This is a genomic window from Streptomyces sp. (assembly GCF_035563135.1).
GTDB lineage: Bacteria > Actinomycetota > Actinomycetes > Streptomycetales > Streptomycetaceae > Streptomyces.
On record NZ_DATMVN010000628.1, the window covers coordinates 1 to 26,061 of the forward strand.

Consider the following 26,061-nt stretch of genomic DNA (forward strand, 5'->3'; position numbering starts at 1 on the left):
CGCCGTCCTCACCCTGCTGGCCGAGGACCGCATCAACGTGGGCCGCCTCCATCTCGAAGGCCGCCGCGCCGGCGCACGCATCGGCGAGCTGGTCGACGCCGCGCAGGACCGCGCCGACCGCCCCGCGCCGCCCTCGCACCCGCAGCAGCCCGGGGCCCTGCCCCGCCGCACCACCGCACCGGATCCCCCATGACACCCGGACCGGCCGAAGACGCACCCGCCGCCGGCGGACGACGCACCAGCCAGTAACGGACCGGCCACCGGGCCGGCCAGGGAAAGGAAACGAGCACTATGGCCAACACCGAAGCATCACTGAAGGATGCGATGGCGTCGATCGAGGGGGCCCTCGGTGTCGCACTCGTCGACTACACCAGCGGCATGGCCCTGGGCACCCTCGGCGGTGGCAAGGACTTCAACCTGGAGGTCGCGGCGGCCGGGAACACGGACGTCGTCCGGGCGAAGCTCCGGACCATGGAGCACCTGGGCATCAAGGACGAGATCGAGGACATCCTGATCACCCTCAACACCCAGTACCACCTGATCCGGCTGCTCAAGACCCGTGGCAGCAACGGCCTGTTCCTCTACCTCGTGCTGGACGGCGGCCGGGCCAACCTCGCGATGGCCCGCCACCAGCTGCGGAAGATCGAAGCGGAACTGGAGGTCTGACGCGGCCTCCTCACCGGCGGCGGCGCCGCGCCCCACCGGGCGCGGCGTCCCCCGCCACCGGTCCGGTCGTCCGGTAGGCCTTCACCTGCCTGCCCGCGGGCCGGCCGCGCTGCGCCCAGTCGGTGCGCACCCAGTACAGGACGTCCTCCCGGCGCTCCCGCTGTCCGAGCCGTACGGCCTTGACCCAGAGCCCCGCGCCGGCCCCGGCCAGCGCGAGCCCTCCGGCCCCCGGCAGCACATACGCGCTCGCGACCGCCACGAGGAACGCACCGGCCAGCCACCAGCGCCGGCCCCGCCGCCAGTTCCGTACGGTGACGTCCCGGTCCTGGAGGAAGTCACCGCGACCGGCCCGTGCGGCGCCCTTCGCGAGTTCCGCGTACCGCCCCGTCCGTGCGGACGCCACGGCGGCCAGGGTCACCAGGAACAGCGCGGCCCCGGCCAGCAGCCCGACCCGCCGGCCGGTGAGGCCGGGGACGAACGCCCCGACGGCCGCCGCCAGCAGCCCCGGCCACCACAACGGCGCGGCCCCGGCCCGTACGATCACGGCCACTCTCGCCAACGACTGCGCTCCGCGTCCCATCTCCGTACCCCTCTCCCACGGTTCCCTGTGGACCTTCTGGGCGCGGAGGTTAACGGGCACAGATGAGCGACGTCTGAGAACCGGCGGAACCCGGGCCGCCGGACCTGAGCTCCTCCTACTCGACGAAGAGCCCCCGCGCGGCGGCCCCCGCGTCGAACTCCTCCAGCCGCGCCTGCGCCTCGGGCAGCCCGTCGCACATGGCCTCCAGCAGCGCCCTCCCGAGCAGCATCGGCGCACACGCGGTGTCGAAGGCCAGCCCGGTCCCCACGGCGGCCGGGATCAGCAGATCGCTGTGGGCCGCCACCGGGGCGAACACCGAATCGGCCACGGTCACGACGGTCAGCCCCTGCTCCCGCGCGTACGCCAGCGCGTCCACGGCCTCGCACGGATACCGCGGCAGCGCGAAGCACATCAGCGCGCTCGCACCCGCCCGCCTGGCGGCGTCGACACGGTCGTACAGCATGCTGCCGCCCTCGTCGAGCACCCGTACGTCCGGGTGCACCTTGGCGGCGAAGTACCCGAAGCCCCGGGCCTGCGAGGAGGCGGCCCGCAGCCCGAGCACGAGCAGCGGCCTGGACCCGGCGAGCAGCCGCCCCGCCCGCTCCACCGGGGCCGGGTCGGCGAGCAGTTCGGACAGCTGCCGCAGGTTCTCGATCTCCGCCCGCACCGCCTGCTGGTACTCGTTGAGGCTCTCCTCCACGCCGTGGCTGCCGGCCGCCCCGTCCGGCGTGACCTCCCTGAGGTGCCTGCGCAGCGCGGGGTACCCGTCGAACCCCAGCGCCACGGCGAAGCGGGTGACGGAGGGCTGGCTGACCCCGGCCAGCTCGGCCAGCTCCACACTCGACAGGAAGGGGGCATCGGCGGCCCGCCGCACCATGGAGTGTGCGATCCGCCGCTGGGTGGGCGTGAGCCGCCGCCCCTCGAAGAGCCGCTGCAACCGCGCAGCCGGGCTGCTCCCGCTCATGTCTGTCCCCTCCGGAGTTCCGCCGCACCGGTCGGGCGCCGAGGAATTCATTCAGCCAGCAAGCGGTCTGCATGTCCATATACAGCCCCCGCGTCGGACACGGCTGCCGCACCCGGCGTTGAGGGCGGAAGGTCGAAATGAGGGCGTGAACCCCAACGTGATAGTGCGCTTGATAGCGTGTACCTCTACATGAGAGTGTCCTGCGTCACTTTCTAGAGGTGACAACAGTGCTGCCACGGCGATTAGCGCTGGTCACAGCCCCGCGGATGGGGGAAGCCTTCGGGTCGTGGGTTGACCGGATGGCGCGGCTGAACCGCTCCCTGGCGCAACCAGGTCCGCTATGTCGCGATCGATCTGTGCACCACCTTCCGCGCCGCCGTCCGCAAGGCCCTGCCCCAGGCCGAAATCGTCGTGGACTGCTTCCATATCGTTCAGCTCGCCCAGCGCCACCTCGCCGACCTGCGCCGCCGCCTCACCTGGAAGCAGCACGGGAGACGCGCCTGCAAGGGCGACGCGATCTACACCGTCCGCAAGCTCCTGCGCCGCAACAAAGAAGACCTCATCCCTCCCCAACTCGCCTTCCTCACATCCGAGTTGACGCAGATGGGCACCTACGGACGGCAGATCCACGAGGCCTGGCAGGCCAAGGAACTCCTGCGCGACCTGCTCCACCTCACCTTCAAGCACGCCCACGTCACCCCCGACCGTGCCGCGATCTCCGCCGCCCGCTATCGCTTCCAGGGCTTCTGCGCCGACCGCCCCCACCTGCCCGAACTGATCACCCTCGCCGAAACCGTCGACCAATGGTGGGACGGCATCGAAACCTACGTGATCACCGGAATCACCAACGCCGCCAGCGAGGGCAATAACCGCCTGGTCAAGCTCGAAGCCCGCAATGCCTTCGGCTTCCGCAACCGCGACCACCAACGCCTAAGGTCACGCTGCGCGACCACCCGGCGGAACCACAGAGAGGCAAAGCCCGGTTAAATTCGAAGACCCTGCAATGGTCGAGCCCTTCGCGCCGATGCCCGTGTGATGGCTCCTCCTACCGGGACGGTACAGTAATGCCCATGAGGCGTTTTAACGCAGGAGAGGTCATAAGGCGGCGCGAGATACTCGATGGCCGCGAGTGGATCGTGTATCCGGTCACAGCAGTGGAGGATCATCCAGAGTTCCTCGCAGTGTATCTTTTCCATGGAACTCCCTTGACATTCGGCACAGGAGATTTCACCTGGGGACTCCATCCGTGGGTACATTTTGATCACACATGGCAGTCCGAAGGGGTTCTTCAGGTGCAACGACCCGGAGACGGCTACTCCGTCTGGCACTTTTGGAAGCATGGAGAATTCAGCGGCTGGTACATCAACTTTCAAGAGCCCATGCGCCGTACCCCTCTAGGATTCGACACGCTCGATCAAGAATTGGATATCTGGATTCCTGCCGACCGTAGCGGCTACCAGTGGAAGGATCTCGAGCACTTCGAGGAACGAGCCCGCTCAGGCGGGTTCAGGCCGGGCGAGGCAGACATGGTTCGAGCAGAGGCTCGGAAGGTGGTGGACATGATTGAGGCCGGTACACCCTGGTGGGGCGATCGCTGGACAGCATGGTCTGCGCCCGCCGAGTGGAAAGTGCCAGGTGCGGTGACCCTTACCAGCGGTGCGTAGGGCTTGGACACTACGTGAAGAGGGCTGTGGCCAACATCCTTGATGGATGTTGGCCACAGCCCTCTTCACACCTACAGAATGTCACTGCTCAGCCAGCGCTGATTCCTTTGTCCTATCTTCCTGCTGCGCCGGAGCGCTCCCGGCACCCCGGAGCAGCATGTAATAGCCGCACGCAGCGATTACGCCGACGGCAGTGCAGGAGAGCCACCATGTGGTGTCGCCGAAGCGGTCGATCGTTGTTCCAGCCAGAAGCGGGCCAACAAAGGAGGCGGCCTGCCACGCCAGTGAGTACATCCCCTGGTACCGACCTCGGGCGTGGGTGGGCGACAGGGAGATGACAAGCCCCATATTGGTCGGTGAATGGATGATCTCGGCCAGGGTCCAGACTCCGACCGTCAACGCATAGAAAGGAACCGAGGTGGCCATTGCGGTTAGCCCCCACCCCCCGGCGCACAGCAGGCACGAGATCAGCATCAGGGACCCTTGATTCCTGTTGTCGATCAGGCGCGTCAGCGGTATTTGAAGAAGCACTATGAGTATGCCGTTGACGCTGATTACCAGTCCGTAGTTGGCGCTTGTGAGCCCTTCGCCACTCATACTGACCGGCAGGGATGTCGGAGCCTGCTGAAACAGCATGGCGATCAGGAAAGACAAGAGCACTAGCGTCATGAACTTGCCGTCTCGGGCAACCGACCCGATACCAACTTCTCCGCTGCTATCACCCGACGCGGAGGGCGCTGGTCTAGTCTCTGGGATTTTAGCGAATACCACTAGTCCGCACAGGAGCGTAGCCGCAGATCCGATCAGGAAGAGTAGTTGATAACCATGCTGGGCGATCAGGCCAGCAGCTGACGAACCAACTGCGAAACCTATGTTGATGGCCCAGTAGTTCAGAGAGAACGCCCGAACTCTATCCTTGGCCGGAACGATGTCAGCCATCATCGCCTGCACTGCAGGACGTTGCGCATTGCTAGATATCCCCACTAGCATTGCGACGACGGCTACAAGTACCGGGTTCTCCACGAACCCGAGGGCGGCCGTGGTGATAGCTGTAGCTACCTGGGATATTAGAAGTGTGGTGCGGCGTCCGGCGCGGTCGGCGAGAACTCCTCCGATCAGTGCCGCCGCAGACCCCCCTATTCCGTACAGGGCAGTAACCAGGCCAGCATAGCTGATGCTGTAGCCGCGCTCGGTTGTGAGATAGAGCGTGAGGAATGTGGTGACAAAGCTGCCGAGGCGATTGATCAGCGTGCTGGTCCATAGCCACCAAAATTGCTTGGGCAAGCCGGTGGTGCCGTCTCTGACTGCGGCGCCGATACGGGAAAATGTGTTCATAGGCGGGAAGGCTGGCTTTCTGCGTGGCTCCGACTCGTTAGAGCGCGCTGCGGTACAGGTCCTCTATCAGAGCGTCGTCGATGTCCTCGATAGGGTCGTTATCGAGATTTCCGCTGATGTTTGCAAGGAATGCCGGAATGTCCTCCCGGCTGTATCCGACCGAGCTCAATGTGGTGTGCAGGCCAATGCCGTTCAGGAACTCGTACACGGCGCGGTGGATGTCGTCGTGTCCCATGGCAGCGGCGATGGCGTCGAAGGCGCCCGGGGCGTGCGGGTAGGCGTACCGCAGCCAGGCGGGATAGAGGATGGCGAGTCCGAGACCGTGGGAAGGCTCCTTTGGCCCTCCTTGTCCCATTGCCTGCTGTAGACGATGGGGCAGGCACGTGCTGGCGTTGGCAACGTTGATCCCGCCGAGGAGGGCGGCAAGAGACAAGGCATCGCGACTGTGCGCGTCGGCACGGTCCTGCGCGACCCGAGGTAGATGCTCCGACAACAAGGTGGCGGCCTGATGAGACAGGTTCCTGCTGAGCGGGGTGGAGCGGCGGGCAACGGCTCCCTCGACCGCGTGGGCGAGCGCGTCGAAACCGGACTCCAGAGCTACACGCCGCGGCAGGTGATCGGTAAGTGTGGGGTCGACGACTGCGACGCGAGGAAAGAGCGCGTCTCCTCGGATGCCTGATTTGAAGCCGCGGCCGATGTCCGTGATGATCGCGCCCTTGGTGACTTCGGCGCCGCTGCCGGCAGTGGTGGGTACCGCGATCACGGGCAGGGTGTCGGTCTCGAGGGCGATCGTGGTGCCCACCAGAGGGCCGACGGAAGTGTGCTGGATGGCCACGGCTGCAGCCTTGGCTGCATCGAGGACGCTGCCGCCGCCCATGCCGATAATGGCCCCGGCGTGGTGGGCGCGGGCCAACCGCATGGCCTGGTCGACCTCGTCGGAGCGCGGGTTGGCGGAGACGCCCTCGAACACCTCGGCCTTGACGCCAGCGGCGCGCAGAATGTCGACGGCGCGTTGCAAGTAGCCGGAGGTTCGCATGGCCGTGCGCCCGGTCATCAGCAGGGCGCGATCGGAGAACTGACGGGTCACACGGCCGAGCTCGTCCAAGCGTCCTCGTCCGAAGACGACGCGGGTGGGAAGGTGGAGGTCGAAATTCACGGGCGGTCCTTGCGATCGTCAGCGGCGTTGCGCCGCAGCGCCTCCAGTACGGCGAGGTCGGCTTGTTCGAGGTAGCACAGCGCCGAGCCGCCACCGGTGGAGGTGGGGCCGCTGAATGGGAGTTCTGCGACGGTGTCGCCGCCCAGCAGCATGGCGTGTACGGCGGGAGATTCTGCCCAGGCCAACAGTGGTGAGGTGGCGTGGGTGTGGCCGAGCGCGTGCAGATTAGGGGTGCCCGCGATCAGCATGCGGCCTCCGGCGATGAGACGCTCCAGCTCCTCGATCAGCCAGGGTTGGAGGAGGAAGTCGACGATCGCGTACCCGGCGGGCACACCATCCGAGATGGTGATGGTCTGGGCGTCTTGCCAGGTCCCGTCGTCCCGAGCGATGACCACCTGGCTCGGCACATGGATGCGTGCTCGCGAGTTCTCAAGTGCGGCGCGTGTGGCTGTGGCCCGACGCCCGGGATTTTCGCCCAGGTAAGAGTCGCCGATGTCGTGACCCAGGTGGCGAAGGAGATGGTTGAGGACGGCGCCGCCGGGGATGACGATGTCGTAGTTTCGAGCAAAGCAGGGCAAACCGATCAAACTCTTCTCGGCCTTGCGCCCGCCGACTGCGGCGATGGACAGTGTGTCGGTGGCGCGGCCGGTCCAGGGGGTGAGCCGGTCAGCTTCGTGGATGAGGCTGTTGGTGGCCCATCCGGGCAAGTGATCGAGTATGCCGACGTTGGAGGCGTGGCAGCGGTGGGCCTTTGAAAAGCCGCCGATGGCCGCGTAGTCGCCGAGCTGGGCGAACTGGCGCGCAAGCTCGGGATCGTTGTCCTCTTCGCCGGCGTGAAGTCGGCTGTTGCCAAACAGCGCGATCTGTCCGTCCGCCAGGCCGTGAGTGGCTCTGACCGCGGCATCCGATGCGTTCTCGGGTACGTACTTCACCGGCTGGCCGAGCTGACGGGTGAGGTAGGCGGCGGCCTCGTGTAGGTGCGTGGCGGTGCCGTCACGGTGGCTTCCCTGGTGGGAGAGTACGGCGACCTTGGCTCCGCGGGCTGCCAGGTAGCGAAGATCGTTGAGTTCGCTGTCGATTCGTGAGGTGTCGGTCATCCCGGGGGCGCAGTTGAAGCCTGCGGAGAAGAGCCAACGCTGTCCGGGCTCGATGGGTTGGTTTTGGAGGCGGCGCGGGGCAGCGACGGTTCCAGGCATCGTCACAGTCCGTATTGGCGGAGGGAGGTGGTCTCGTCGATGCCGATCATCACGTTCATGTTCTGTATCGCGGAGCCAGCGGCGCCCTTGACGAGGTTGTCAGTGACGGAGAGCAGCTTGATGATGCCGCGATCGGCGTCGTAGTCCGCACCGATGTGGCAAAAGTTGGACCCGTTGACCGCGGCGAGACTCGGATAGATGTCGTAGTCCTTGGCGTTCAAGCCGCCACTTTTGGCGAGATCATTGATGCGGACGAAGAACTCCTTGTCCCCGCCGGCACCGTAGTAGTCGGTGAGCAGGGAAAGCAGGCCCTGGCGGGTCATGCTGTCGGCGAGGTCTGGACGTACGGCCAGATTGGCCTGCAGGTAGATGCCGCGGGCGAAGTTGCCGTGAGCAGTGTTGAAGTCAATCGTGAGGGGTCGTCCCGCTGCGGAAGCCAGGTGTGTCTCGAGCTCAGGGCCGTGGCGGTGTCCCTCCATGCTGTAAGGGAGCATGGAGTTCAGGGCTTCGGCGTGCATGATGGCGCGTTTGGGCTTGTTGCCCGCACCCGTTGTGCCGTTGACAGCGCTGATGTGTATCGCCTGATCGAGGTCTGCCCAGCCGGCGCGCAGCAGCGGCGTTAGGGCGAGGATCGCGGTAATCACGTAGCAGCCGGGATTGGCGACCAGGCGGGCCTTTGAGATGGCGTCGCGGTTCAGTTCGGTGACCCCGTATGCCGCCTCGGCCAGCAGGTCCGGAGCCTGGTGGGCGCTGCCGTAGACCCGCTGGTACCTGTCGGGGTCGGTGAAGCGGAAGTCGGCACTCACGTCGATCACTCGGACGCCGCGGTCCAGGAACCAGCCTGCCAAGCGCATCGCCTCGCCTGAGGGGGTGCAGAAGAAGGCGATGTCGAGCTCATCGACCCGGGCGCGTACGGCTTCGAGGCTGGTGAAGTGCAGTCCGCTGCCACGAAGGTTCGGATGGATACGCTCGAATTCCTCCTCTCCGCGGGCGGTGGGCCAGATAGTGTCGACATGGGGGTGGTTGAGCAGGAGGCGGCACAGTTCGCCGCCGGCGTAGCCGGTGCCGCCTATGACGGCAACGTTGAGGTTGTGGTTCACGTGCGTTGGCCTTGCTGATTGGTTGTCGCGGGGGTGGTGGTCGTCTGAGGTCAGCACACTCGGGTGGGGGCGTCCTGTCCGGCCAGGGCGAGCTGAAGTCCATTGAGGAGCAGCTGCCCGATCCGGTCCTGCGAATCGTGGGTCATCGCGCCGATGTGCGGCGTGAGGACGACGTTGTTGAGGTCCGCCAGGCGGCTGGGCTGTCGTTCGGTGGCCAGGACGTCGAGCGCTGCGCCGGCGATGGTGCCGTCGCTAAGGGCAGTGTGCAGGGCGCCTTCGTCGATTACACCGCCCCGGGCGACGTTGACGAGGTAGGCCGTCGGCTTCATATGGCGCAGGGCCTGCGCGTCGATGAGTTGCCGGGTGTGGTCGTTGAGGGGGCAGGCGAGAACGACTACGTCGGCCTGGCGCAGTACGTCGGTGGTGGACTGCAGCTCGATGCCAAGTCGGCGGCACTGCTCCTGCCGGTCGTCGCTGTGGCGATTCACGGAGGCGACGACCCGCATTCCGATGCCGCTGGCGAGCGCGGCGAGCTTGGTGCCGATGCTGCCCAGGCCCACAATGCCCATCGTCTTGCCGGACAGCTCGCTCCCGGCGAGCTCAGCCTTGCGCCAGATGTTGCCGCGCACTTCGCGGTCAGCGAGAGCGATGTTGCGGGCCACGGCGAAGGCCAGGCCAAGCGCCAGCTCGGCGACCGCGGACGATGACACGCTGGGGATGTTGAAGACCTGGACGCCTGCCTCGCGGGCGGCGGAGAGGTCGATGTTGTCTGTGCCGTTGCCGGCGCGAGCGATCACCCTCAGACCGGAAGCGGCGGCGATCAGGTGTCCGGGGAGCTTGACCCCGCTGCGCAGCACGATCGCATCGGCTTCCTTGAGCAGGGTGCCGAGCTCATGTTCGGGCGGCTGCATGCGGACCGTCACGTCGTAGTTGTTGCGCAGTTGCTCGAGGGCGCTGGGGGCGATCGGGTCGACGACCAGGATGCGGGCCGGAGTATGGGCCGAAAGGGGGGGGAGGTTCATGGGCTCTCGTGGAAGTCAGGTAGTAAGTGGTCAGGCGGAGGTCAGACGGGCTCTACGTCCAGGACGAAGCTCTCCCTTAGGTTGTGCACGAGCTGTTCGACCTCCTGGAGTGAGGTCGCTTCGAGAAAGACGTAGCCGCTGGCGGAGGAGGTGAACAAGCGCGGGCTGATGAAGTCGCCGGTTTTAGCCCGCATGTCGACGGCGGTGACGCCGGGGAGTTCGGAGAGGTCCTCCGCAGCGGAGATGCGGATGATGCGGCCGGAGCGCAGCGGGAGGGCACAGTTGACCACAATGCCCCGGCTGGGCGTGTGGCGCGGCTGCACGCTGGGCGTGCGTCCGAGTTCCGCGTCGATGAAGGCGTGCCACAGGTCCACGCCGGTCTGCCGTGCGATTCCGGGTATGACGCCGATGCCGGCTGGGCGGCAGGAGATCTCGCTCACCAGCAGGCCCTGGGGGGTGCGGAAAAGCTCCATGTGCGTGACGCCGGCGTCCAGACCGAGTGCCTCGACGGTGTCTTGGTGCAGTGCGGTGGCTGTCGCCGTGTCGGGGTGGTCCTTGGGCAGGACGTAGGAGCCAGTGTAATTCTCTCCGCGGCTGAGTAGCGGTGTGAAGTAGCTGGAGACAGCGAGGAAGTCGCAGCTGCCGGCGCGAACCACGCCGTCGCAGTGATACTCGGCGCTCATGTCGACGAACCGCTCGACCAACAGTGGGCAGCTGACTTTGCGCAGGCCCGCGCCTTGCTCGGTGTCGACCAGAGCTGTCAGGTCCCTGGGTGTGCGGAGAACGAAGGCGTCCGAGCCGCCCGCGCCGAGGGCAGGCTTGACCACCACCGGATAGCCGAGGTCCTCGATGGCAGCGTGGATCTGGTCGACGCCGCACACTCCCCGGTAGTCCGTGAGCGGAAGGCCCGCTTGCTTCAAGGCGTTCTTCATAGCCAGCTTGTTGGAGAAGCGATTGGACACGTCGTAGCTGGTGCCGTCGATGCCGAAGAATGAGCGCAGGTAGCCAGCCGCCTGGAGGCTGCGCTCCGAAGGCCCCACGATGCGGTCAATCGACCTGTCGGCGTGGATGGTGGCGGTTAGTGCGCGTACGGCCGTGAGATCGCCGATGTCTTTGACGACATGGATGCGGGTAGCGGGCGGATACAGATGTGTGTAGGCGTCTTCAGTGATCACCGTGAGTTCGGCGTCGGAGGGAAGGTAGTCCAGGACCTCGCCCCGGCCTGAATTAATCATGAGGATGTGCATGGTGTTCCTGTTCGTGCGGCGTTTTCGCGGTGGCTCAGCCGGCGAAGGCCGACGCCAGCAACTTGAGGTGGCGGACGATGTGCTCCCACAACACTTCAACGTCGGCGCAGCTGTACCAGTCGGTCTTGTAGTCGATGGCCAGGTCGACTCCGTCGTGCTCATCCCAGTACGTCGCGATGGCAGCGTCTTGCCAGCCGATTCGCAGCTTGATTCGCTGGCTGCTGGCGCCTGCGAACAGGTCGTCCGGGATGCTCGTGCGCATGCGCGCAGGCTTGGCGTTGAAGGTGACGAAAGGAACCGCCGCCTGGTAGCCGAAGCTGGGGCGGGCGAGGTCATAAATCTGAGTGGGCCAGGGCACCTTGCTTGCGCCGATGGCGGCGATGATGCCCTTGGACAGGCTGTCGAGGAATGCGGAGAGATCGTTCAGTTCGTCCGGTCGGCTGGGGACGATGACCTTGCTGGCGAACCAGCCCACGGTGTTGCGGGTGCGCGCGCTGGACCGGTTGGCGGTAGTCATGGTCGATCCCACGATGGACCTGCCCGAGAGTTCCCCGAGGGAGGCGTGCAGGGCGGCTAGCACCAGGTTCAGGCGAGTCATGCGCGTCGTCTTGGAGGCGGGTGTGAGATGGCCGTAGAGGTCTGGGTCCACGCGTCCGGTGAACCGGGCGGTGCGTTCGTGGCGCACGCAGGTTCCTGAGAAGCCGCGTAGTTCAACTTCGGGGAATACTCCGACCTCGCTGAGCATTTGTCCTACGCGTTCCCGCGCCAAGCGCCCGGCGGGTGTGTCCAGGTAGGCGTTCTGCTCGGCCACGTATTCCGGGTAGGTCATCGCGATGTCGGGGAGGGGCGCAGATTCACCGGTGGTCTCCGCCGCGTACAAGGCGCGCAGGTCACGCAGCATCACGTCGTAGGACCACCCATCGCTGATCAGGTGCTCCATCGCGAGGCACGCCTGGTACTGCTGTGGACCTGTCTCTAGCACGGCCATGCGAGCCAGCGGGCCCCGATGGAGGTCGAATGGCTGGGCAGCAACATCGTGCAGCGCCGGGTGCGCGGTGCCGGCGTCGACGCTCGCCTCGGCCTTGCGAGCCAGCACCACCAGGGCGCCTGGTTCAGCGAGCTGCTGCAGATTCCAGGTCTGCTGGTCATCTCCGAAGGAAGTGAGCAGCACCCAGTGGCGCAACTGCAGCTGACGCCAGGCACGATCCAGCGCCGCGAGGTCGAGACTGCCTTCAACGTTGAATGCGATGACGCAGTGGTTGGGATTGAAGACACCGCGCTCGGCGTCGGTAACGGTCTGCAGCAGTCTGTGCCGCTGGTTCCACGATGCGAGTGCGTCAGGCTGGCTGCCGCCCATCACGCCGTCACCTCGCTGCCTGCCGACGGCGCAGGGGTCAACTCGGCAACGCGTGCGGTGAGTTCGCGCACGGTGGGTGCCTCGAAGACCACGCCGAGGCCGAGTTCGACGCCGTAGCTCTCCTCGAGGGCCGTGGCGATTTCCAGCGCAAGCAGCGAGTCGACCCCGAGGTCGAACAGATCGTCATCCGGCCCCAGAGAATCGAGCTCAAGGCTGCGCTGGCAGACCTGCATGACATACGTCAGGGCATCGTCCGCTCCGTGGGCCACGACGTGGGGAGCAGGCGTCGCTTCCGGCGCAGCAGGCGCGGTCGACTCGGTCTCCGAGCTGCGCCGGCGCAGCTCGGTACGGTCTACCTTGCCGTTGGGCAGCAGCGGAAGACTCCCTACCAGGGTGATCCGGCTCGGCACGGCGGCCGGAGGAAGGGCCGCGCTGACGGCTTGCCGCAGCTCGCGCAGGGGCACAGCTTTCGGATCCGCAGCGGCGACGTAGGCATGCAACTGTGTCTGCCCGTCGTGTTTGTGGTCGATGACAGCCGCCTGGGTCACACCAGAGACGCTTTCCAAGGCACGGGCGACCTCGCGCAGCGCGATCCGCACACCACGCACCTTGACCTGGTCGTCCATACGGCCCAAGACGTGGAGCTGGCCCTCATCATCGAAGATGCCCCGGTCACCGGTCCGGTACAGGAGATCGTCCGGGTCGGAGCGGAACGGGTTGGGGGCGAAAGCGGTCGCAGAGAGATAGCCGCTTGACCGGTAGGGAGTGCGGATAACGATCTCGCCGGGCTCACCGGGTGCCGGACATTCCCAGGTGCCGGGAGTAAAGATGGCCACCTCGCAGCCGGGCAGTGGGTGGCCGACCGGGAGGGGTCCTTGTGCCCCGTGTGGAACCTCTAGCATGCACTTCGCCAGGGTTGTCTCGGTGGGCCCATAGAGATTGACGACACGAGCGTCAGGCTGTACCCGGTCGCGCCATTTCTGCACGAGAGCACCCTCGAGCGGTTCACCAGCAAAGAATGTGGTCCGCAGGTCGGGCAGGACGAGGTCCCTCGCATCGTTAAGAAGCCAGAGCCGTGCCAGGGACGGCACCACATGCAGAACGGTGACCTGCTGTTGTCTTGCGTACTGGAAGATGCTGCGCGGATCCGGGTGCCGGTCGCCGGGCAGGCACAGTGTCGCGCCAGCTGTCAGTGGGGTGAAGACCTCGCGAAGCATCACATCGAAGGACCACCGAGTCAGCTGTCCGAAGCGGTCGCCGGGGCCGAGGGCGAAGGTGTCCCGCTGCCAGGAAACGAAGTGAGCCAGACCCTGGGCAGCCCCAACCACTGCCTTGGGCTCCCCCGTACTGCCAGAAGTGAAGAAGATGTACCCACCGCGGCGCGGAACTGTGACATGCTCCTGCGAGGAGCATACAAAGTCCTTGTCAAGCCGGTGGATCGCATCGGGCCACATGCCGGACGGCTTGATGACAGCTGCAGGTCTCGCTGTGTCCATCATCTTCCGCCGCCGCGCATCCGGCAGGGCCGGGTCCAGCGGCATGATGACGCCGCCGGCACGCCACACGCCGATCAGCCCGGCGATGGCACCAACGGTGCACGTATCCTCCACGGCCACGACATCGTCGTCCGCAATACCGTGCGCCTTGAGCGCCTCGGCCACACGATCAGCCTCTAGGTTCAGTTCGCGGTAGGTCAGTGCGCTATGCGGATCGGTGACCGCCACATAGTCGGGATCCTTGGCGACCGCCTCGCGGAACATCGTGTCAACGTCGCTCAGCGGAATGAGGGCGACCGGCTCTCGAAAGGGGGCCGTGATGGATGACATTCCTACCTCTTTTTGCTTGTGGCACGGCGGAGATGCCGATGTGCCTGGGATCTGTGATCCGAGTGACGGCCGGCTGCTCAGACCAAACCGATGGCGACGGCACCGGCATTCGGTAGACCGATGGGGTGAAGCGGGCCAACCATGCGCGCTAACACTCACATCTCAACGGCGCCACAGCCCAGTTGGCTCACGGAGTTGCAGTCCGTTGCCGCGAGCAAGCCCTGGCGAGCTACACGCAATCATCGCGCGTAACCGCCTGTCAAAGCGTTGTTGCCGTGCTCACAGGACGGCGTCTACACGCAGTGACGAACTTCGCCAAACCGCCCAAGGACCCAAAAATCACCAGGGTTCAGGGCCCGCGCCACCTCTTTCGAGGCGGGTGAGTCGACCATATCTTTGCGCTATTTACCGTTGCATTGCAGTTCCCTTGATCATCATTGACCGTTCCCTGTAGAGCTACCTGCCCGTAGCACCCAAGTGCGATCGGGTGAATCGGGCATACTCATCAATGCCGGACGTTCATCTTGCGTGTACCTGCCATTCACAGATTTGACATCCGGAAGTGAAGCGCCGCAAGATTTCATCGCCCAGCGATCACAGGACATCACCGCTCCGGCATCCATCCATAAGGTCGCTGCATTCCTGGCGTGCGAGGGGATGCGGGTTTGATATATTCATTTCTCATCTTTACGCAGGAAAACGTAGGCGCCCGATGGATGCGCACACCTGTGGTTCCATTATTGGCAACCAGGCGTGTCGGCAGATCGTTTCGCGGTGGCCCAGCACTGGGCGCTCTCAAGGTGAGGGTCCAGCCCCTCAGGCGTGTCGGTGCCGGCTTAAAACCCGGGTTTCTGACCTCGCAGACACCTTCGCAGCAGCTCAAGTTGGAAATCGTGTCCCGCTCTTCACGGCTGCACGCACGATGGTGAATGCGACTTGAACAGTAGAAATCGTGAGCGTAGCAGCTACTGCGTCAGTGAGTTCTGCACAGCGTTCCTTGGTAGGTTCACGCCCGTCAGGAATGCAGTCATCTCGCGATAATCGCTTCCTATGGCGTGCGCCATTAGAACGTCGGCTGAGTGTTGGACTCCCCTGCGGGAAACTGTTTCGCTCACCGAGCCCTGCCTGATGTTCTTAAGACGCCTCGACCTGGCCATGACTCGACGCCCTTAGTTATGCGGTCGACGAGCAATCACCCTTTTCATCAATATCCAATCACTGAATGGAGAACGTACATGTTGCGCCGCAATTACCCCTCGTTCCGCGAGGTCGTCGCGAAGGGCGAGCTCGTTCGCGTTGCCGGAGCCCACGATGCCCTCGGTGGAGTCCTGGCCGAACAGGCCGGATTTAACGCCGTATGGTCGTCGAGTCTTGAGGTCTCGGCTGCACGTTGTCTGCCCGACGCAAGTGTTCTCACGATGACCGAGTACCTCGAGGCTGCGGCAAACATGCAGAAGGCGCTGGGAATCCCGGTCATAGCTGACTGTGACACGGGCTACGGCAATAACCTCAACGTGGCGCACATGGTCCACGAGTACGAGGCTGCGGGTATCACCGCGGTGTGTATGGAAGACAAGCTGTTCCCGAAGCTGAACAGCTTTGCTGGCGGGGACCAGACGCTGCTGAGCACGGAAGACTTCTGCAGCAAGATCCGAGTGACCAAACAGGCACAGCGGACGGAGGAGTTCTTCGTCGTCGCTCGCACCGAAGCACTGATCAACGGGATGGGGATCGACGTCGCATTGGAGCGGGCGTACGCCTACGTCGACGCCGGCGCAGATGCGGTCCTGATCCACTCTAAGTCAAAGACCAAGGACGAGGTCGAGGAGTTCCTTGAGCGCTGGGACGGTCGGCGGCCAGTTGTGATCGTGCCGACCACGTACCCCGACTGGCACGCCGACGACATCGCCAAGGCCGGTGTCTCCGTGGTCATCTATGCAAACCAGGGGCTGCGCGCCACCGTTTCGTCGCTGCGCTCGACATTCGAGTCCATCCAGCGTCATGGCGACTCCACAGCCCTGGAAGAGAGCATCGCCCCGGTGAAGGAGGTCTTCGGCTTGCAGCAGCTCCAGGCGTGGCAGGCTCTGGAAGCCGTCTAACCCGTACCGGGTGCACGCGGGCGCCTCGCTGAGCAGGAGCTGCAGGTTCCACACACATCCCGGCGAGGTGTACCGCTGCGCCCCGGCACACCTCCCTCGCGCGTCAAGTGAGAGTAGCGTGAGAAAGTTTCACTCCAGCGGCTCGGCTTGACGACAGGCCACCGAAAGCGAGCATGGTGGGATTCGCGTCACGCCACGCCTGGAGCCGCTGATGTCTCATCGCGCTTGTCGGGCGACGAGGCGACCTGAACCGCGAAGCCCACTTCGCACCGAAGCCTGTTGCATGACTCGATGTCTCATGAGACATGCAGATCGTGGAGAGCAGCAGGACCATGAGCGAGCGGCAGTTGTCCCACGGCTACGGTCACTGCGACGCCCTGCAGGGCAACTTTCCCGTCCACGACGAGGCGATGGGCGGCGTCGCCGCGAGCGGCGTGGACGGGCGCACACGTTGCTGGTCGCTGCCTGCCCGGTGCTGGAGTGGCAGGCCATCGCCCGCGACAACAGCGGCGGTGTGATGGCGCTCTAAGCTCACACGCAGCGAGAACCCCTGGTCAGCTCCGCTCTCATTTCCCTTGCCCCAGAATGACCTCGGTTAGAGATGCATCAAATTAGCAGTGACCAGGTCAGAGGGCGTGTCAAGTCCCATCTTCAGCGGCGGCTCTCAGGCGTGGCCACAGACCGCTCGCATTGCGGGCCTGCCGTCCCCTGCCGACCCTGGGAGCATGATCCCAGCCAACACGAGAGGGCCGGGCGGCGTCATCGTCCGCTACGGCGACACCGAGGCCACGCATGTGCTGAGTGTCTACGCCGATCTGCGCTGCCCTTTCTGCAAGCGCATGGAGCTCGGTCTCGGAGCGGTGATGGAGCGCGCCGCGGACGAGGGCAGATTCGCGGTGGACCACCACTTCGGCACGTTCATCGACGACGCCACGGGCGGCAGCGGCTCCCTACAGGCGCTGGCCGCGCTCGGGGCCGCGGCGGACGAGGGGCAGAAGCCGTTCATGCACTTCCTGCGGACGCTGTACGCCGATCAGCCCAGTGAGGACGTGGACGCCTTCGCCGAGCCGGAGACGCTGCTGCGGCTGGCCGGCGAGGTCGAGGCGCTGCACACCGACGGCTTCCGGCAGAAGGTCGTGGAGCGCGCCTACCTGCCCTGGGCGGCGCAGGTGGCCGCGGCCTTCGGGGCGAGCGGTGTCCGGTCCACCCCGACGGTCCTGATCGACCGCACCCCGGTCCCCGTCATCAGCTCCCTGGGCCACGCGGTCACCCCCGAGGCCTTCCTCGCCGAGGTGACTCCCCCGTGAGCGCCCGGTCCGCCACCAGGACCGCGTACCGCCCGCCGCGTCTCACCCGCGGGGCTCAGAACACGACGCGGGCCGCCATCAGCGCGGCCCGTGCCCCGGGCTCGCCCTCCAGCTCCAGGCTGCCGCGCACCGGCCGCCCCGACAGGTGCCGGGCGAAGTCGACCGCGTCCGCGTGGAGGATCGCCGCCGGGGTGCCGATGCCCAGCAGACGGCGTCCTCCGGCGGGGCCGTGGAGGTCGGTCTCCACGGCGGGGCCCGTCCAGGAGAGGGCCAGGTCCAGCACCACCTGGTCCACGATCTCCCGGTCGTGCCCGTCGAGGACCAGCTCCGCCCCGGTGGCGTCGCTGAGGTCCACCCGGTGCATCCAGGTGTCCCGGGCGACGAGGACGTTCCCGAGGTGGTCCATCGAGTCCTCGGCCAGCGCCTTCGCCTCCGGATAGAGCCAGCTCGGCCGGACCCTGCGGCGGACCGGGGCCGGCACGCGGCGCAGGGCGATCAGGCCCTGGGGGGCGAAGTGGGCGAGGGCTCCGATCAGTTCGCGCCCCGGGACGGCCTTCCGGTCCTCGATCTGGGCCTCGTTGTGCCCGTCCAGGGGGCCGAGGTCCGGATGGGTCCGCGCGGCCCGCCGGATCCGGCGCACGGCGACCCAGGGGCGAGGCAGTTCCTCGTACTGCCCGACGGTGTGGGCCAGCATGTCGCGGACCGTCCAGCCCGTGCAGGCGGTCGGGCGCCGCCAGTCCTCGTCGGAGAGTTCGCGGAAGGTGGAGAGCGTCGCCCGCAGCTCGGCCTCGTTGACCAGACGTGCCCTCACTCCGGACGTGCGGGGGATGGCACGGGCGGACGGTGTCGTCGTGGTGGCCATGAGCGCGCCTCCCGTCTTCCGGCACCAACGCTACGCCGGCGCGCCGGGGCCCGCGCTGTGCGACGGCCTCCGAAACAGGGGGGCTAACCCCAATGACCGGGGCGCCCGGGGTTCGTACCGTGAAGCGCATGGAAGCCCGTGACCCTGAGCTCAGGCGAGAGCTCGATGCCACCCTGAAGGCCCGCGGCGAGCTCGGACCGGAGTACGAGTCCGCGCTCATCGACTCCTTCCTGGAGAAGGCCGAGCAGCGGCTGGCCGGCACGCACGACCAGCGGATGCGGCGGCACCTCGCCGAGCAGCGGATGGCCGCCGCCCGGGGCGGCGCGCGGCCCGCCGGACCGGCCGGGACGTTCGGGGAGCGGTTCGGCTTCGGCGTGGCCTCGCTGGTCCTCGCCGTCCCCCTGTCCGCGATCGGCGTCGCGAACGCCGGGATCAAAGGGCTCGTCGTGGCCTGGCTGGGCATCGTCGGCGTGAACGCCGTACATGCCGCCCGCGCGTGGCCGCGGGGCCGGGGAAAGCAACGGTCCCCGACCGACTGGGAGGGCTGAGGCGTCCGGGGCGTCCGGGGCATTCGGTGCGTCCGGTGCGTCCGGGACAGCGGAAACGGCTGAGAAACGCCTGCACCTGTGCCCGGGCCCGTGTCCACGTCTACGCGCATGGATAATCGCGGGGACCGCCGCACCCCCGGTTGCCCAGGGGGCGGGACGACGGCGGTCCCCGCGAGGGACGCGATCCCGGGTCAGGGCCGGGTGCCGCGTCCTGGCGACGGTGGAGGTCCGGGAGCCGCTCCGTAGTCCGTGTCGCCGTATGGGGCGCCGGCGGGTTTCCCTGCCGACACCCCTTACTGTGCCGGATGCGTGTTAAGCCGATGCTGCGTCAACGTGTCGCGCTCGTACCGTTTGCGCGAAGCCCGGGAACCGGCCCTATGGCTTGGGGGCCGCACCCTTCGCCAGGAAGGCCAGCAGGTCCTGCCTGCTCACGACGCCCGTCGGCTTGCCCTCGACGAGGACGATCGCCGCGTCGGCTCCGTCCGCTCCGCTGAGCACGGCCATCAGGTCCTCGACCGGCTCTCCCGAGCCGACCTGCGGCAGCGGGGGCGACATGTGCTTCTCCAGCGGGTCGGACAGCGTGGCCCGCTGGGTGAACAGCGCGTCCAGCAGCTGACGCTCCACGACGGAGCCGATGACCTCGGCGGCCATCACGTCCGGGTGCCCCGCGCCCGGCTTCACGATCGGCATCTGGGAGACGCCGTACTCCCGCAGCACGTCGATGGCCTCGCCGACCGTCTCCTCGGGGTGCATGTGGACGAGTGAGGGGAGCGGTCCCTCCTTGAAGTCGAGCACCGCACCGACCTGTGCGGAGGGGCCGGGATCGTCGAGGAAGCCGTAGTCCGCCATCCACTCGTCGTTGAAGATCTTGCTCATGTAGCCGCGGCCGCTGTCCGGCAGCAGCACGACCACCACGTCCTCGGGACCGAGGCGCTCGGCCACCTCCAGGGCCGCTACGACCGCCATGCCGCAGGAGCCGCCGACCAGCAGGCCCTCCTCCTTCGCGAGGCGGCGGGTCATCCGGAAGGAGTCCTTGTCGGAGACCGCGACGATCTCGTCCGTGACCGTACGGTCGTAGGCGCTCGGCCAGAAGTCCTCGCCGACCCCCTCGACGAGATAAGGGCGCCCGGAGCCGCCCGAGTAGACGGAGCCCTCCGGGTCCGCGCCGATGACCTGCACGCGGTTCTCGCTGATCTCCTTGAGATAGCGGCCCGTGCCGGTGATCGTGCCGCCGGTGCCGACGCCCGCGACGAAGTGGGTGATCCGGCCCTCCGTCTGGTCCCAGAGCTCGGGGCCCGTGGTCTCGTAGTGCGAGCGCGGGTTGTTGGGGTTGGAGTACTGGTCGGGCTTCCAGGCTCCCGGCGTCTCACGGACCAGCCGGTCGGAGACGTTGTAGTACGAGTCCGGGTGCTCGGGGTCGACGGCCGTCGGGCAGACGACGACCTCCGCGCCGTACGCGCGCAGCACGTTGATCTTGTCCGTGGACACCTTGTCCGGGCAGACGAAGATGCACTTGTAGCCCTTCTGCTGGGCGACGATCGCGAGGCCCACACCGGTGTTGCCACTGGTGGGCTCGACGATCGTGCCGCCGGGCTTCAGCTCGCCGCTCTGCTCGGCGGCCTCGATCATGCGCAGCGCGATGCGGTCCTTCACCGACCCGCCGGGGGTGAAGTACTCGACCTTGGCCAGGACCGTCGCCTGAATGCCTGCTGCCACATTGCGCAGCCTGACCAGCGGGGTGTTGCCGACAAGACTGATCATCGAATCGTGGAATTGCACCGTGTACTCCGGGATCTCCGTGATGGTCAGGCAAGAGTATGCGTACGGGGAGGAGATTGGACGAAGCGATTGAGCTACGCCCTCCACGGGGCAGGTAGTGCTGTGTACGGCTGTGCGGCACGGAGGAGGTGGACCGGACTGTGTCGAGAGCGAGGGTGGCGCGGCGGATCGCAGCGGGTGCGGCCTACGGGGGCGGCAGCGTCGGGCTGATCGGCGCGGCGACGGTCGGCCTGGTACTGGCCGAGGTGCAGTTGGCGAAGCGGCAGGTGGGCGGGGGCAGTGCCCCGGTCCCGCCGAGCGCGGACGGGCGGTACGGGGTGGCCTTCGCCGGTCCTGCCGACCCTTTGCGCTTCGTCATGCTCGGCGACTCGACGGCGGCCGGCCAGGGTGTGCGCCGGGCCGGACAGACCCCTGGGGCGCTGCTGGCGTCCGGGCTGGCGGCGGTCGCCGAACGGCCGGTGGACCTTCGGAACGTGGCCTTGCCGGGAGCCAGGTCGGACGATCTGGACCGTCAGGTCTCCCTCGTGCTGGCGGATCCGTCAGGGGTGCCGGACGTCTGCGTGATCATGATCGGCGCGAACGACGTGACCCACCGGATGCCGGCGACCCAGTCGGTGCGCTGCCTCAGCACGGCCGTACGGAGACTGCGCACGGCCGGCGCGGAGGTGGTCGTGGGCACCTGCCCGGACCTGGGCACGATCGAGCCGGTCTACCAGCCGCTGCGGTGGCTGGCCCGGCGGGTGAGCCGGCAGCTCGCGGCCGCCCAGACGATCGGTGTGGTGGAACAGGACGGGCGGACGGTCTCGCTGGGCGACCTGCTCGGTCCGGAGTTCGAGGCGAATCCCCGGGAACTCTTCGGTCCTGACAACTACCACCCCTCCGCCGAGGGCTACGCGACCGCTTCGATGGCGATGCTGCCGACCCTGTGCGCGGCCCTGGGTCTGTGGCCGGAGTCCGACCGCCTGGACGGCTCACGCCGCGAGGGCATGCTGCCGGTGGCCAAGGCGGCCTCCCGCGCCGCACGGGAGGCGGGCACCGAGGTGACGGCGGCACGGGCGCCGTGGGCCCTGCTGAAGCACCGCAGGCGCCGGCGCCTGCCCGCCCACACGGAACCGGTGCCGCACGAGGACACGGGGACGCACACGGGCGGCGGGCGGCTGCCCGGACACGACGGAGGGCCGGGGGCGGCGCGGCGGCGGGCCTGAGCGTGCCCCCTTTGCCGGAGCGTGCCCCCTTTGCCGGAGCGTGCCTCTCCGCCGGAGCGTGCCCCCTCCGCCGGGGAACAATGCGGGCGACTGAGCGGTTGCTTAGAAAAGAGGTCCGCATCACATCGCCTGTTGGGTGACCTCAGCTATACGTCCGGGTAACTTCCAAGGCAGCCCAGCCTTCCTGCCTTCCAGCCCTCATGGAGCCGCGTGATGCCCGAAGCCGTGATCGTCTCTGCTGCCCGTTCGCCCATCGGCCGGGCCTTCAAGGGGTCCCTCAAGGATCTGCGCGCGGACGACCTGACCGCGACCATCATCCGAACGGCGCTGGCCAAGGTCCCCGAGCTGGACCCGAAGGACATCGACGACCTGATGCTCGGCTGCGGCCTTCCCGGCGGCGAGCAGGGCAACAACCTGGGCCGCATCATCGCCGTACAGATGGGGATGGACCACCTCCCCGGCTGCACGGTCACCCGTTACTGCTCGTCCTCGCTCCAGACCAGCCGCATGGCACTGCACGCCATCAAGGCCGGTGAGGGCGACGTCTTCATCTCCGCCGGTGTCGAGATGGTGTCCCGCTTCGCGAAGGGCAACTCCGACAGCCTGCCGGACACCCGCAACCCGTTCTTCGCCGACGCCGAGGCCCGCACCGCCGCCCGGGCCGAGCAGGAGGGCACGACCTGGACCGACCCGCGCGAGGAGGGCCTGGTCCCCGACGCCTACATCGCGATGGGACAGACCGCCGAGAACCTGGCCCGGATCAAGGGCGTCACCCGCCAGGACATGGACGAGTTCGGCGTGCGGTCGCAGAACCTCGCCGAGGAAGCCCTCAAGAACGGCTTCTGGGAGCGCGAGATCACGCCCGTGACCACCCCGGACGGCACGGTCGTCTCGAAGGACGACGGCCCCCGCGCGGGCGTCACCCTGGAGGGCGTGCAGGGCCTGAAGCCGGTGTTCCGCCCCGACGGCCTCGTCACCGCGGCCAACTGCTGCCCGCTCAACGACGGTGCCGCCGCGCTCGTGATCATGTCCGACACCAAGGCGCGCGAGCTGGGCCTGACCCCACTGGCCCGCATCGTCTCCACGGGCGTCTCCGGCCTGTCCCCCGAGATCATGGGTTACGGCCCGGTCGAGGCCAGCAAGCAGGCGCTCAAGCGCGCCGGGCTGACCATCGACGACATCGACCTGGCCGAGATCAACGAGGCGTTCGCCGCCCAGGTCATCCCGTCCTACCGGGACCTGGGCCTGCCGCTGGACAAGGTCAACGTCAACGGTGGCGCGATCGCCGTCGGCCACCCCTTCGGCATGACCGGCGCCCGCATCACCGGCACGCTGATCAACAGCCTGCAGTTCCACGACAAGCAGTTCGGCCTGGAGACGATGTGCGTGGGCGGCGGCCAGGGCATGGCCATGGTCATCGAGCGGCTGAGCTGAGCCGTAGCGGAACGCGAGCGACAAGGCGAGCGGCTGAGCTGAGCCGTGGCGGCCTCCGCCCTCCCACCGGCTCCGTCGGGCCCGCGTCCGTCCCGCCCCTCCCTCGCGGGGGGCCTCCTGAACCGTCCGAGCCCCGATCGTGACCGAATCTCCCCCAGGATGTGACCTGCGTCCCGGGGGAGAGTCGTTCCTGCAGGTCACACCGATCACGGGGTTAAACACCGGGCCCAAAGACCTGTCCAATTCGTGACGTAATGCACTGACAGCGCGCACCGGTACAAGACAAGCTGATGTAGGAAGTCGGGGGTGTCGATTGAAACCGGGAGTATGTCAGTGAGCGCCATGCCGTTTGCCCTGTTGCTGACCACCGCCGCTGCCACGGCCGTCGGCGCCGCCGCTCTGCACGCTGCTCACGGGCTGCGCAAGCAGGTCACAGCCCTGCGCACGGAGCTGGCGGAGGGACGGTGCCTTTACGCGTCCGTGCCCGAGCAGCAGAACCGCAGCTCCGGTACGCCCGTCGAGGAGATACGCGCGGCCGTCGTCGACGCACTCGCCGAGGAACGGGAGCGCGAGCTCGCCGAGGCCCGCGCCTTCTGGGCGGCCCAGGAGGCGCGTGACGCCACCGACGCCCCGTCCCTGCTGGGCGGACTCGGCGAGGACATCCCGTTCTTCATGCCCCGCCAGACCGACTTCACGGGCATGGAGGCGATGGACCTCGAAGCGGGTGAGGCCCTGGACGAGCTGACGGAACTGGCCGAGCTCACCGACATGCCCGAGATCGCCGAGTACGCGGAGCACGCCGAGGACTCCCCCGAGCTGGCCGCGGCCCGTCGCCGCCACCCCTCGCACCCGGACTTCGTCCCGGTGCAGACACCTGTGGTCACCGACCATGAGCGTACCGTGAAGCGCCTGGAGCGGCTCGCCGATACGGCTACGGAGCTCACCGACGTGCGCCCCGGCCCCCTCGGCACACTCGACGTCTACGTCTTCGCCGACGGCACCACGCTCTGCATGACCCCCGGCCACCGGGAGACCGCCGAGCGGCTCGCCGACTCGCTGCGCTCCGGTGAGCAGCCGGTACTGCTGGGCGGTTCCGGTGTCTCGGGCGCCTACGCGCTGACCTTCTCGTGCGGCGAGGAGAACGTCTACATCCTCGCCGACCGCGTCATCGCCTCGTTCTAGCGCGGCCCGGGTGCGAAAGTCCTCGCCGCCGCCTCCTCGACACGCCGCACGGCCTCGTCCAGCTCCCGGGACGAGGCCGTTTCCAGTGCCACGGCCAGGTCCCGTCCCGCTACGGCGAGCTGGTCACCGACCGCGAATATCCCGGCGTCCGGCATGGTCCTCGGTTCCTGGTCCGGAGCTTCGGCGCGCTGGGCCCGGGCGGACAGCTCTCTGGCCGTCTCCAGGGCCTCTGCGGCCACGCCGCGCTGCAGCCGGCTCTGCGGGGTGCTCCGCAGGCGGTCGGCGAATCGGTCCACGGCGGTGATCAGGGGCGTCGTATCGAGCACGCCGTGACCCTACGCGCCCCTGCCGGACGGTCGCCAACGCGCCGCCCTTCGGGCGCGGACCCGCGAAGGGCCTACGCCGCGTGCTGCGCACTCCCCCGCGACGACGGAACGGCCCGCAGGCGCTGCCTGCGGGCCGTTCCGTCGTCGTGACTACGGGGTTCAGTCGTTCCCGTTGATGATGGAGAGCAGACGCAGCATCTCCAGGTAGATCCACACCAGGGTCAGGGTGAGGCCGAAGGCCGCCAGCCAGGACTCCTCGCGCGGTGCGCCGTAGTTGATGCCGTCCTCGACCTGCTTGAAGTCCAGGGCCAGGAAGCACGCACCGAGGATGACGCCGATGACTCCGAAGAGGATGCCGAGGCCGCCGCTGCGGAAGCCGAGGCCGTCACCGCCGCCGAACACGCTGAACAGCAGGTTGACCATCATCAGGAGCACGAAGCCCACCGCTGCGGCCATCACGAAGCCGTAGAAGCGGCGGGTGACGCGGATCCAGCGCATCTTGTACGCGATGAGGACACCGGCGAAGACACACATGGTGCCCATCACCGCCTGCATCACCGTGCCGGGGCTGATGTAGGTGCTGACCGTGCTGGAGATCACTCCGAGGAAGACACCCTCGAAGGCCGCGTAGGCAAGGATCAGCGCGGGCGCCGGCTTGCGCTTGAAGGACTGGATGATCGCGAAGACGAACGCCACCAGGGCGGCGCCGATCGCGATGCCGTAGGACTTGCCGAGATTGGCCTCGTCGACCGGCAGCAGGGCCCAGGAGAGCGCGGCGGTGAGCACCACGGTGCCCAGCGTCATCGCCGTACGCGTGACGACGTCGTCGATCGTCATCGCGCCGGAGCGCGCGGGCGCCTGCGGGGCGCCGTACTGGGTGTCCTGCTGGGCGTAGGGGTTCGTGGCGTACGGGTTGGCGGCGGTGCCCTGCGCGTACGGGTTGGCACCCGCTGCGGGGGCCCCGGCCTGCGGCGCCGCGTTGAAGCCCGCGTAGCCGTTGTCGCGGCTGAACCCCCGTCGCGAGAAGACCGGGTTGCTGCTCCTCATTTCACTCCTCCATGGCCACCGTGCGTGGCCTTGCATCAAGAGTAATGGGTAGGCAAAACAATGACCCTAGTGCCAGAGGAGGATCTTTGAGAGAACTCTCGCCGCCTCACCGGGGAACTTGTCGTCGGACCAGACACGCCTTCCCCCACCCGGGTGAAG

Annotated in this window: 23 protein-coding genes and 2 pseudogenes; 11 read left to right on the forward strand and 14 right to left on the reverse strand. The window is 67.2% G+C overall.

What is annotated here, in order from left to right:
• Window positions 1-193, forward strand: a pseudogene (locus VN520_RS27975) (hypothetical protein); the annotation flags it as partial.
• 98 nt (window positions 194-291) lie between these two features.
• Window positions 292-666 (forward strand): hypothetical protein, encoded by a 375-nt coding sequence (locus VN520_RS27980; protein WP_325749737.1) that lies wholly within the window; start codon window positions 292-294, stop codon window positions 664-666.
• A gap of 10 nt (window positions 667-676) precedes the next feature.
• On the opposite strand, the gene VN520_RS27985 is transcribed toward VN520_RS27980, so the two are convergent.
• Both VN520_RS27985 and VN520_RS27990 read right to left on the reverse strand, forming a co-directional pair.
• Window positions 677-1,246 (reverse strand): hypothetical protein, encoded by a 570-nt coding sequence (locus tag VN520_RS27985; protein WP_325749738.1) that lies wholly within the window; start codon window positions 1,244-1,246, stop codon window positions 677-679.
• A gap of 115 nt (window positions 1,247-1,361) precedes the next feature.
• Entirely contained in the window at window positions 1,362-2,210 is an 849-nt protein-coding gene (locus VN520_RS27990) for a MurR/RpiR family transcriptional regulator (RefSeq protein WP_325749739.1), read from the reverse strand.
• A gap of 333 nt (window positions 2,211-2,543) precedes the next feature.
• Here VN520_RS27990 and VN520_RS27995 point away from each other — a divergent pair.
• Together VN520_RS27995 and VN520_RS28000 are read left to right on the forward strand one after the other, a co-directional pair.
• Window positions 2,544-3,197: pseudogene (locus tag VN520_RS27995) on the forward strand (ISL3 family transposase); the annotation flags it as partial.
• Between the two features lie 83 nt (window positions 3,198-3,280).
• Entirely contained in the window at window positions 3,281-3,874 is a 594-nt protein-coding gene (locus VN520_RS28000) for a DUF402 domain-containing protein (RefSeq protein WP_325749740.1), read from the forward strand.
• 81 nt (window positions 3,875-3,955) lie between these two features.
• Here VN520_RS28000 and VN520_RS28005 read toward each other — a convergent pair whose 3' ends face one another.
• The 8 genes from VN520_RS28005 to VN520_RS28040 form a co-directional block, all read right to left on the reverse strand.
• Entirely contained in the window at window positions 3,956-5,209 is a 1,254-nt protein-coding gene (locus VN520_RS28005) for an MFS transporter (protein ID WP_325749741.1), read from the reverse strand.
• Between the two features lie 37 nt (window positions 5,210-5,246).
• Window positions 5,247-6,365: an iron-containing alcohol dehydrogenase gene (locus VN520_RS28010; protein WP_325749742.1), complete on the reverse strand. Its 1,119-nt coding sequence runs from the start codon at window positions 6,363-6,365 to the stop codon at window positions 5,247-5,249.
• Window positions 6,362-7,462 (reverse strand): phosphoglycerate kinase, encoded by a 1,101-nt coding sequence (gene pgk, locus VN520_RS28015; RefSeq protein WP_325749743.1) that lies wholly within the window; start codon window positions 7,460-7,462, stop codon window positions 6,362-6,364. The genes VN520_RS28010 and pgk overlap by 4 nt, the downstream gene beginning before the upstream one ends.
• A gap of 101 nt (window positions 7,463-7,563) precedes the next feature.
• Entirely contained in the window at window positions 7,564-8,661 is a 1,098-nt protein-coding gene (gene argC / locus VN520_RS28020; RefSeq protein WP_325749744.1) for an N-acetyl-gamma-glutamyl-phosphate reductase, read from the reverse strand.
• Window positions 8,662-8,711: 50 nt separating this feature from the next.
• The gene (locus VN520_RS28025; protein WP_325749745.1) at window positions 8,712-9,683 is read right to left on the reverse strand and encodes a hydroxyacid dehydrogenase; all 972 of its coding nucleotides are present in this window, start codon (window positions 9,681-9,683) and stop codon (window positions 8,712-8,714) included.
• A 41-nt stretch (window positions 9,684-9,724) separates the two neighbouring features.
• Window positions 9,725-10,930, reverse strand: a complete 1,206-nt coding sequence (locus VN520_RS28030) for an ATP-grasp domain-containing protein (protein WP_325749746.1) — start codon at window positions 10,928-10,930, stop codon at window positions 9,725-9,727.
• A gap of 34 nt (window positions 10,931-10,964) precedes the next feature.
• Entirely contained in the window at window positions 10,965-12,287 is a 1,323-nt protein-coding gene (locus tag VN520_RS28035; protein ID WP_325749747.1) for a condensation domain-containing protein, read from the reverse strand.
• A complete protein-coding gene (locus tag VN520_RS28040; protein ID WP_325749748.1) occupies window positions 12,287-14,113 on the reverse strand; it encodes a non-ribosomal peptide synthetase in 1,827 nt (608 codons plus the stop codon). Before VN520_RS28040 ends, VN520_RS28035 begins: the two co-directional genes overlap by 1 nt.
• A gap of 1,235 nt (window positions 14,114-15,348) precedes the next feature.
• Here VN520_RS28040 and VN520_RS28045 point away from each other — a divergent pair.
• The 3 genes from VN520_RS28045 (at window position 15,349) to VN520_RS28055 (ending at window position 17,519) form a co-directional block, all read left to right on the forward strand.
• Complete coding sequence (locus tag VN520_RS28045; RefSeq protein ID WP_325749749.1) at window positions 15,349-16,212, forward strand: isocitrate lyase/phosphoenolpyruvate mutase family protein; 864 nt, start codon at window positions 15,349-15,351, stop codon at window positions 16,210-16,212.
• Between the two features lie 305 nt (window positions 16,213-16,517).
• Window positions 16,518-16,730: a hypothetical protein gene (locus VN520_RS28050; RefSeq protein WP_325749750.1), complete on the forward strand. Its 213-nt coding sequence runs from the start codon at window positions 16,518-16,520 to the stop codon at window positions 16,728-16,730.
• 207 nt (window positions 16,731-16,937) lie between these two features.
• The gene (locus VN520_RS28055) at window positions 16,938-17,519 is read left to right on the forward strand and encodes a DsbA family protein (protein ID WP_325749751.1); all 582 of its coding nucleotides are present in this window, start codon (window positions 16,938-16,940) and stop codon (window positions 17,517-17,519) included.
• 55 nt (window positions 17,520-17,574) lie between these two features.
• Here the strand turns inward: VN520_RS28055 and VN520_RS28060 are convergent, their stop codons facing one another.
• Entirely contained in the window at window positions 17,575-18,381 is an 807-nt protein-coding gene (locus VN520_RS28060) for a maleylpyruvate isomerase family mycothiol-dependent enzyme (protein WP_325749752.1), read from the reverse strand.
• Between the two features lie 128 nt (window positions 18,382-18,509).
• Between VN520_RS28060 and VN520_RS28065 the strand changes: the two genes are divergently transcribed.
• A complete protein-coding gene (locus VN520_RS28065; RefSeq protein ID WP_325749753.1) occupies window positions 18,510-18,929 on the forward strand; it encodes a hypothetical protein in 420 nt (139 codons plus the stop codon).
• A gap of 375 nt (window positions 18,930-19,304) precedes the next feature.
• Here the strand turns inward: VN520_RS28065 and VN520_RS28070 are convergent, their stop codons facing one another.
• Entirely contained in the window at window positions 19,305-20,708 is a 1,404-nt protein-coding gene (locus VN520_RS28070; protein ID WP_325749754.1) for a cystathionine beta-synthase, read from the reverse strand.
• A 155-nt stretch (window positions 20,709-20,863) separates the two neighbouring features.
• On the opposite strand from VN520_RS28070, the gene VN520_RS28075 reads away from it, so the two are divergent.
• The 3 genes from VN520_RS28075 (at window position 20,864) to VN520_RS28085 (ending at window position 24,529) form a co-directional block, all read left to right on the forward strand.
• Window positions 20,864-21,913 carry an SGNH/GDSL hydrolase family protein gene (locus tag VN520_RS28075; protein ID WP_325749759.1) on the forward strand — a complete coding sequence of 350 codons (1,050 nt, stop codon included), beginning with the start codon at window positions 20,864-20,866 and terminating at the stop codon, window positions 21,911-21,913.
• Window positions 21,914-22,126: 213 nt separating this feature from the next.
• On the forward strand, window positions 22,127-23,347 hold the full coding sequence (locus VN520_RS28080) for an acetyl-CoA C-acetyltransferase (protein WP_325749755.1): 1,221 nt from the start codon (window positions 22,127-22,129) through the stop codon (window positions 23,345-23,347).
• A gap of 342 nt (window positions 23,348-23,689) precedes the next feature.
• Window positions 23,690-24,529, forward strand: a complete 840-nt coding sequence (locus VN520_RS28085; RefSeq protein ID WP_325749756.1) for a hypothetical protein — start codon at window positions 23,690-23,692, stop codon at window positions 24,527-24,529.
• Here VN520_RS28085 and VN520_RS28090 read toward each other — a convergent pair.
• Together VN520_RS28090 and VN520_RS28095 are read right to left on the reverse strand one after the other, a co-directional pair.
• The gene (locus VN520_RS28090) at window positions 24,526-24,855 is read right to left on the reverse strand and encodes a hypothetical protein (RefSeq protein WP_325749757.1); all 330 of its coding nucleotides are present in this window, start codon (window positions 24,853-24,855) and stop codon (window positions 24,526-24,528) included. The two genes, VN520_RS28085 and VN520_RS28090, sit on opposite strands and share 4 nt — an antisense overlap.
• 159 nt (window positions 24,856-25,014) lie before the next feature.
• Window positions 25,015-25,902: a Bax inhibitor-1/YccA family protein gene (locus VN520_RS28095; protein WP_325749758.1), complete on the reverse strand. Its 888-nt coding sequence runs from the start codon at window positions 25,900-25,902 to the stop codon at window positions 25,015-25,017.
• Between the last annotated feature and the right edge of the window lie 159 nt (window positions 25,903-26,061).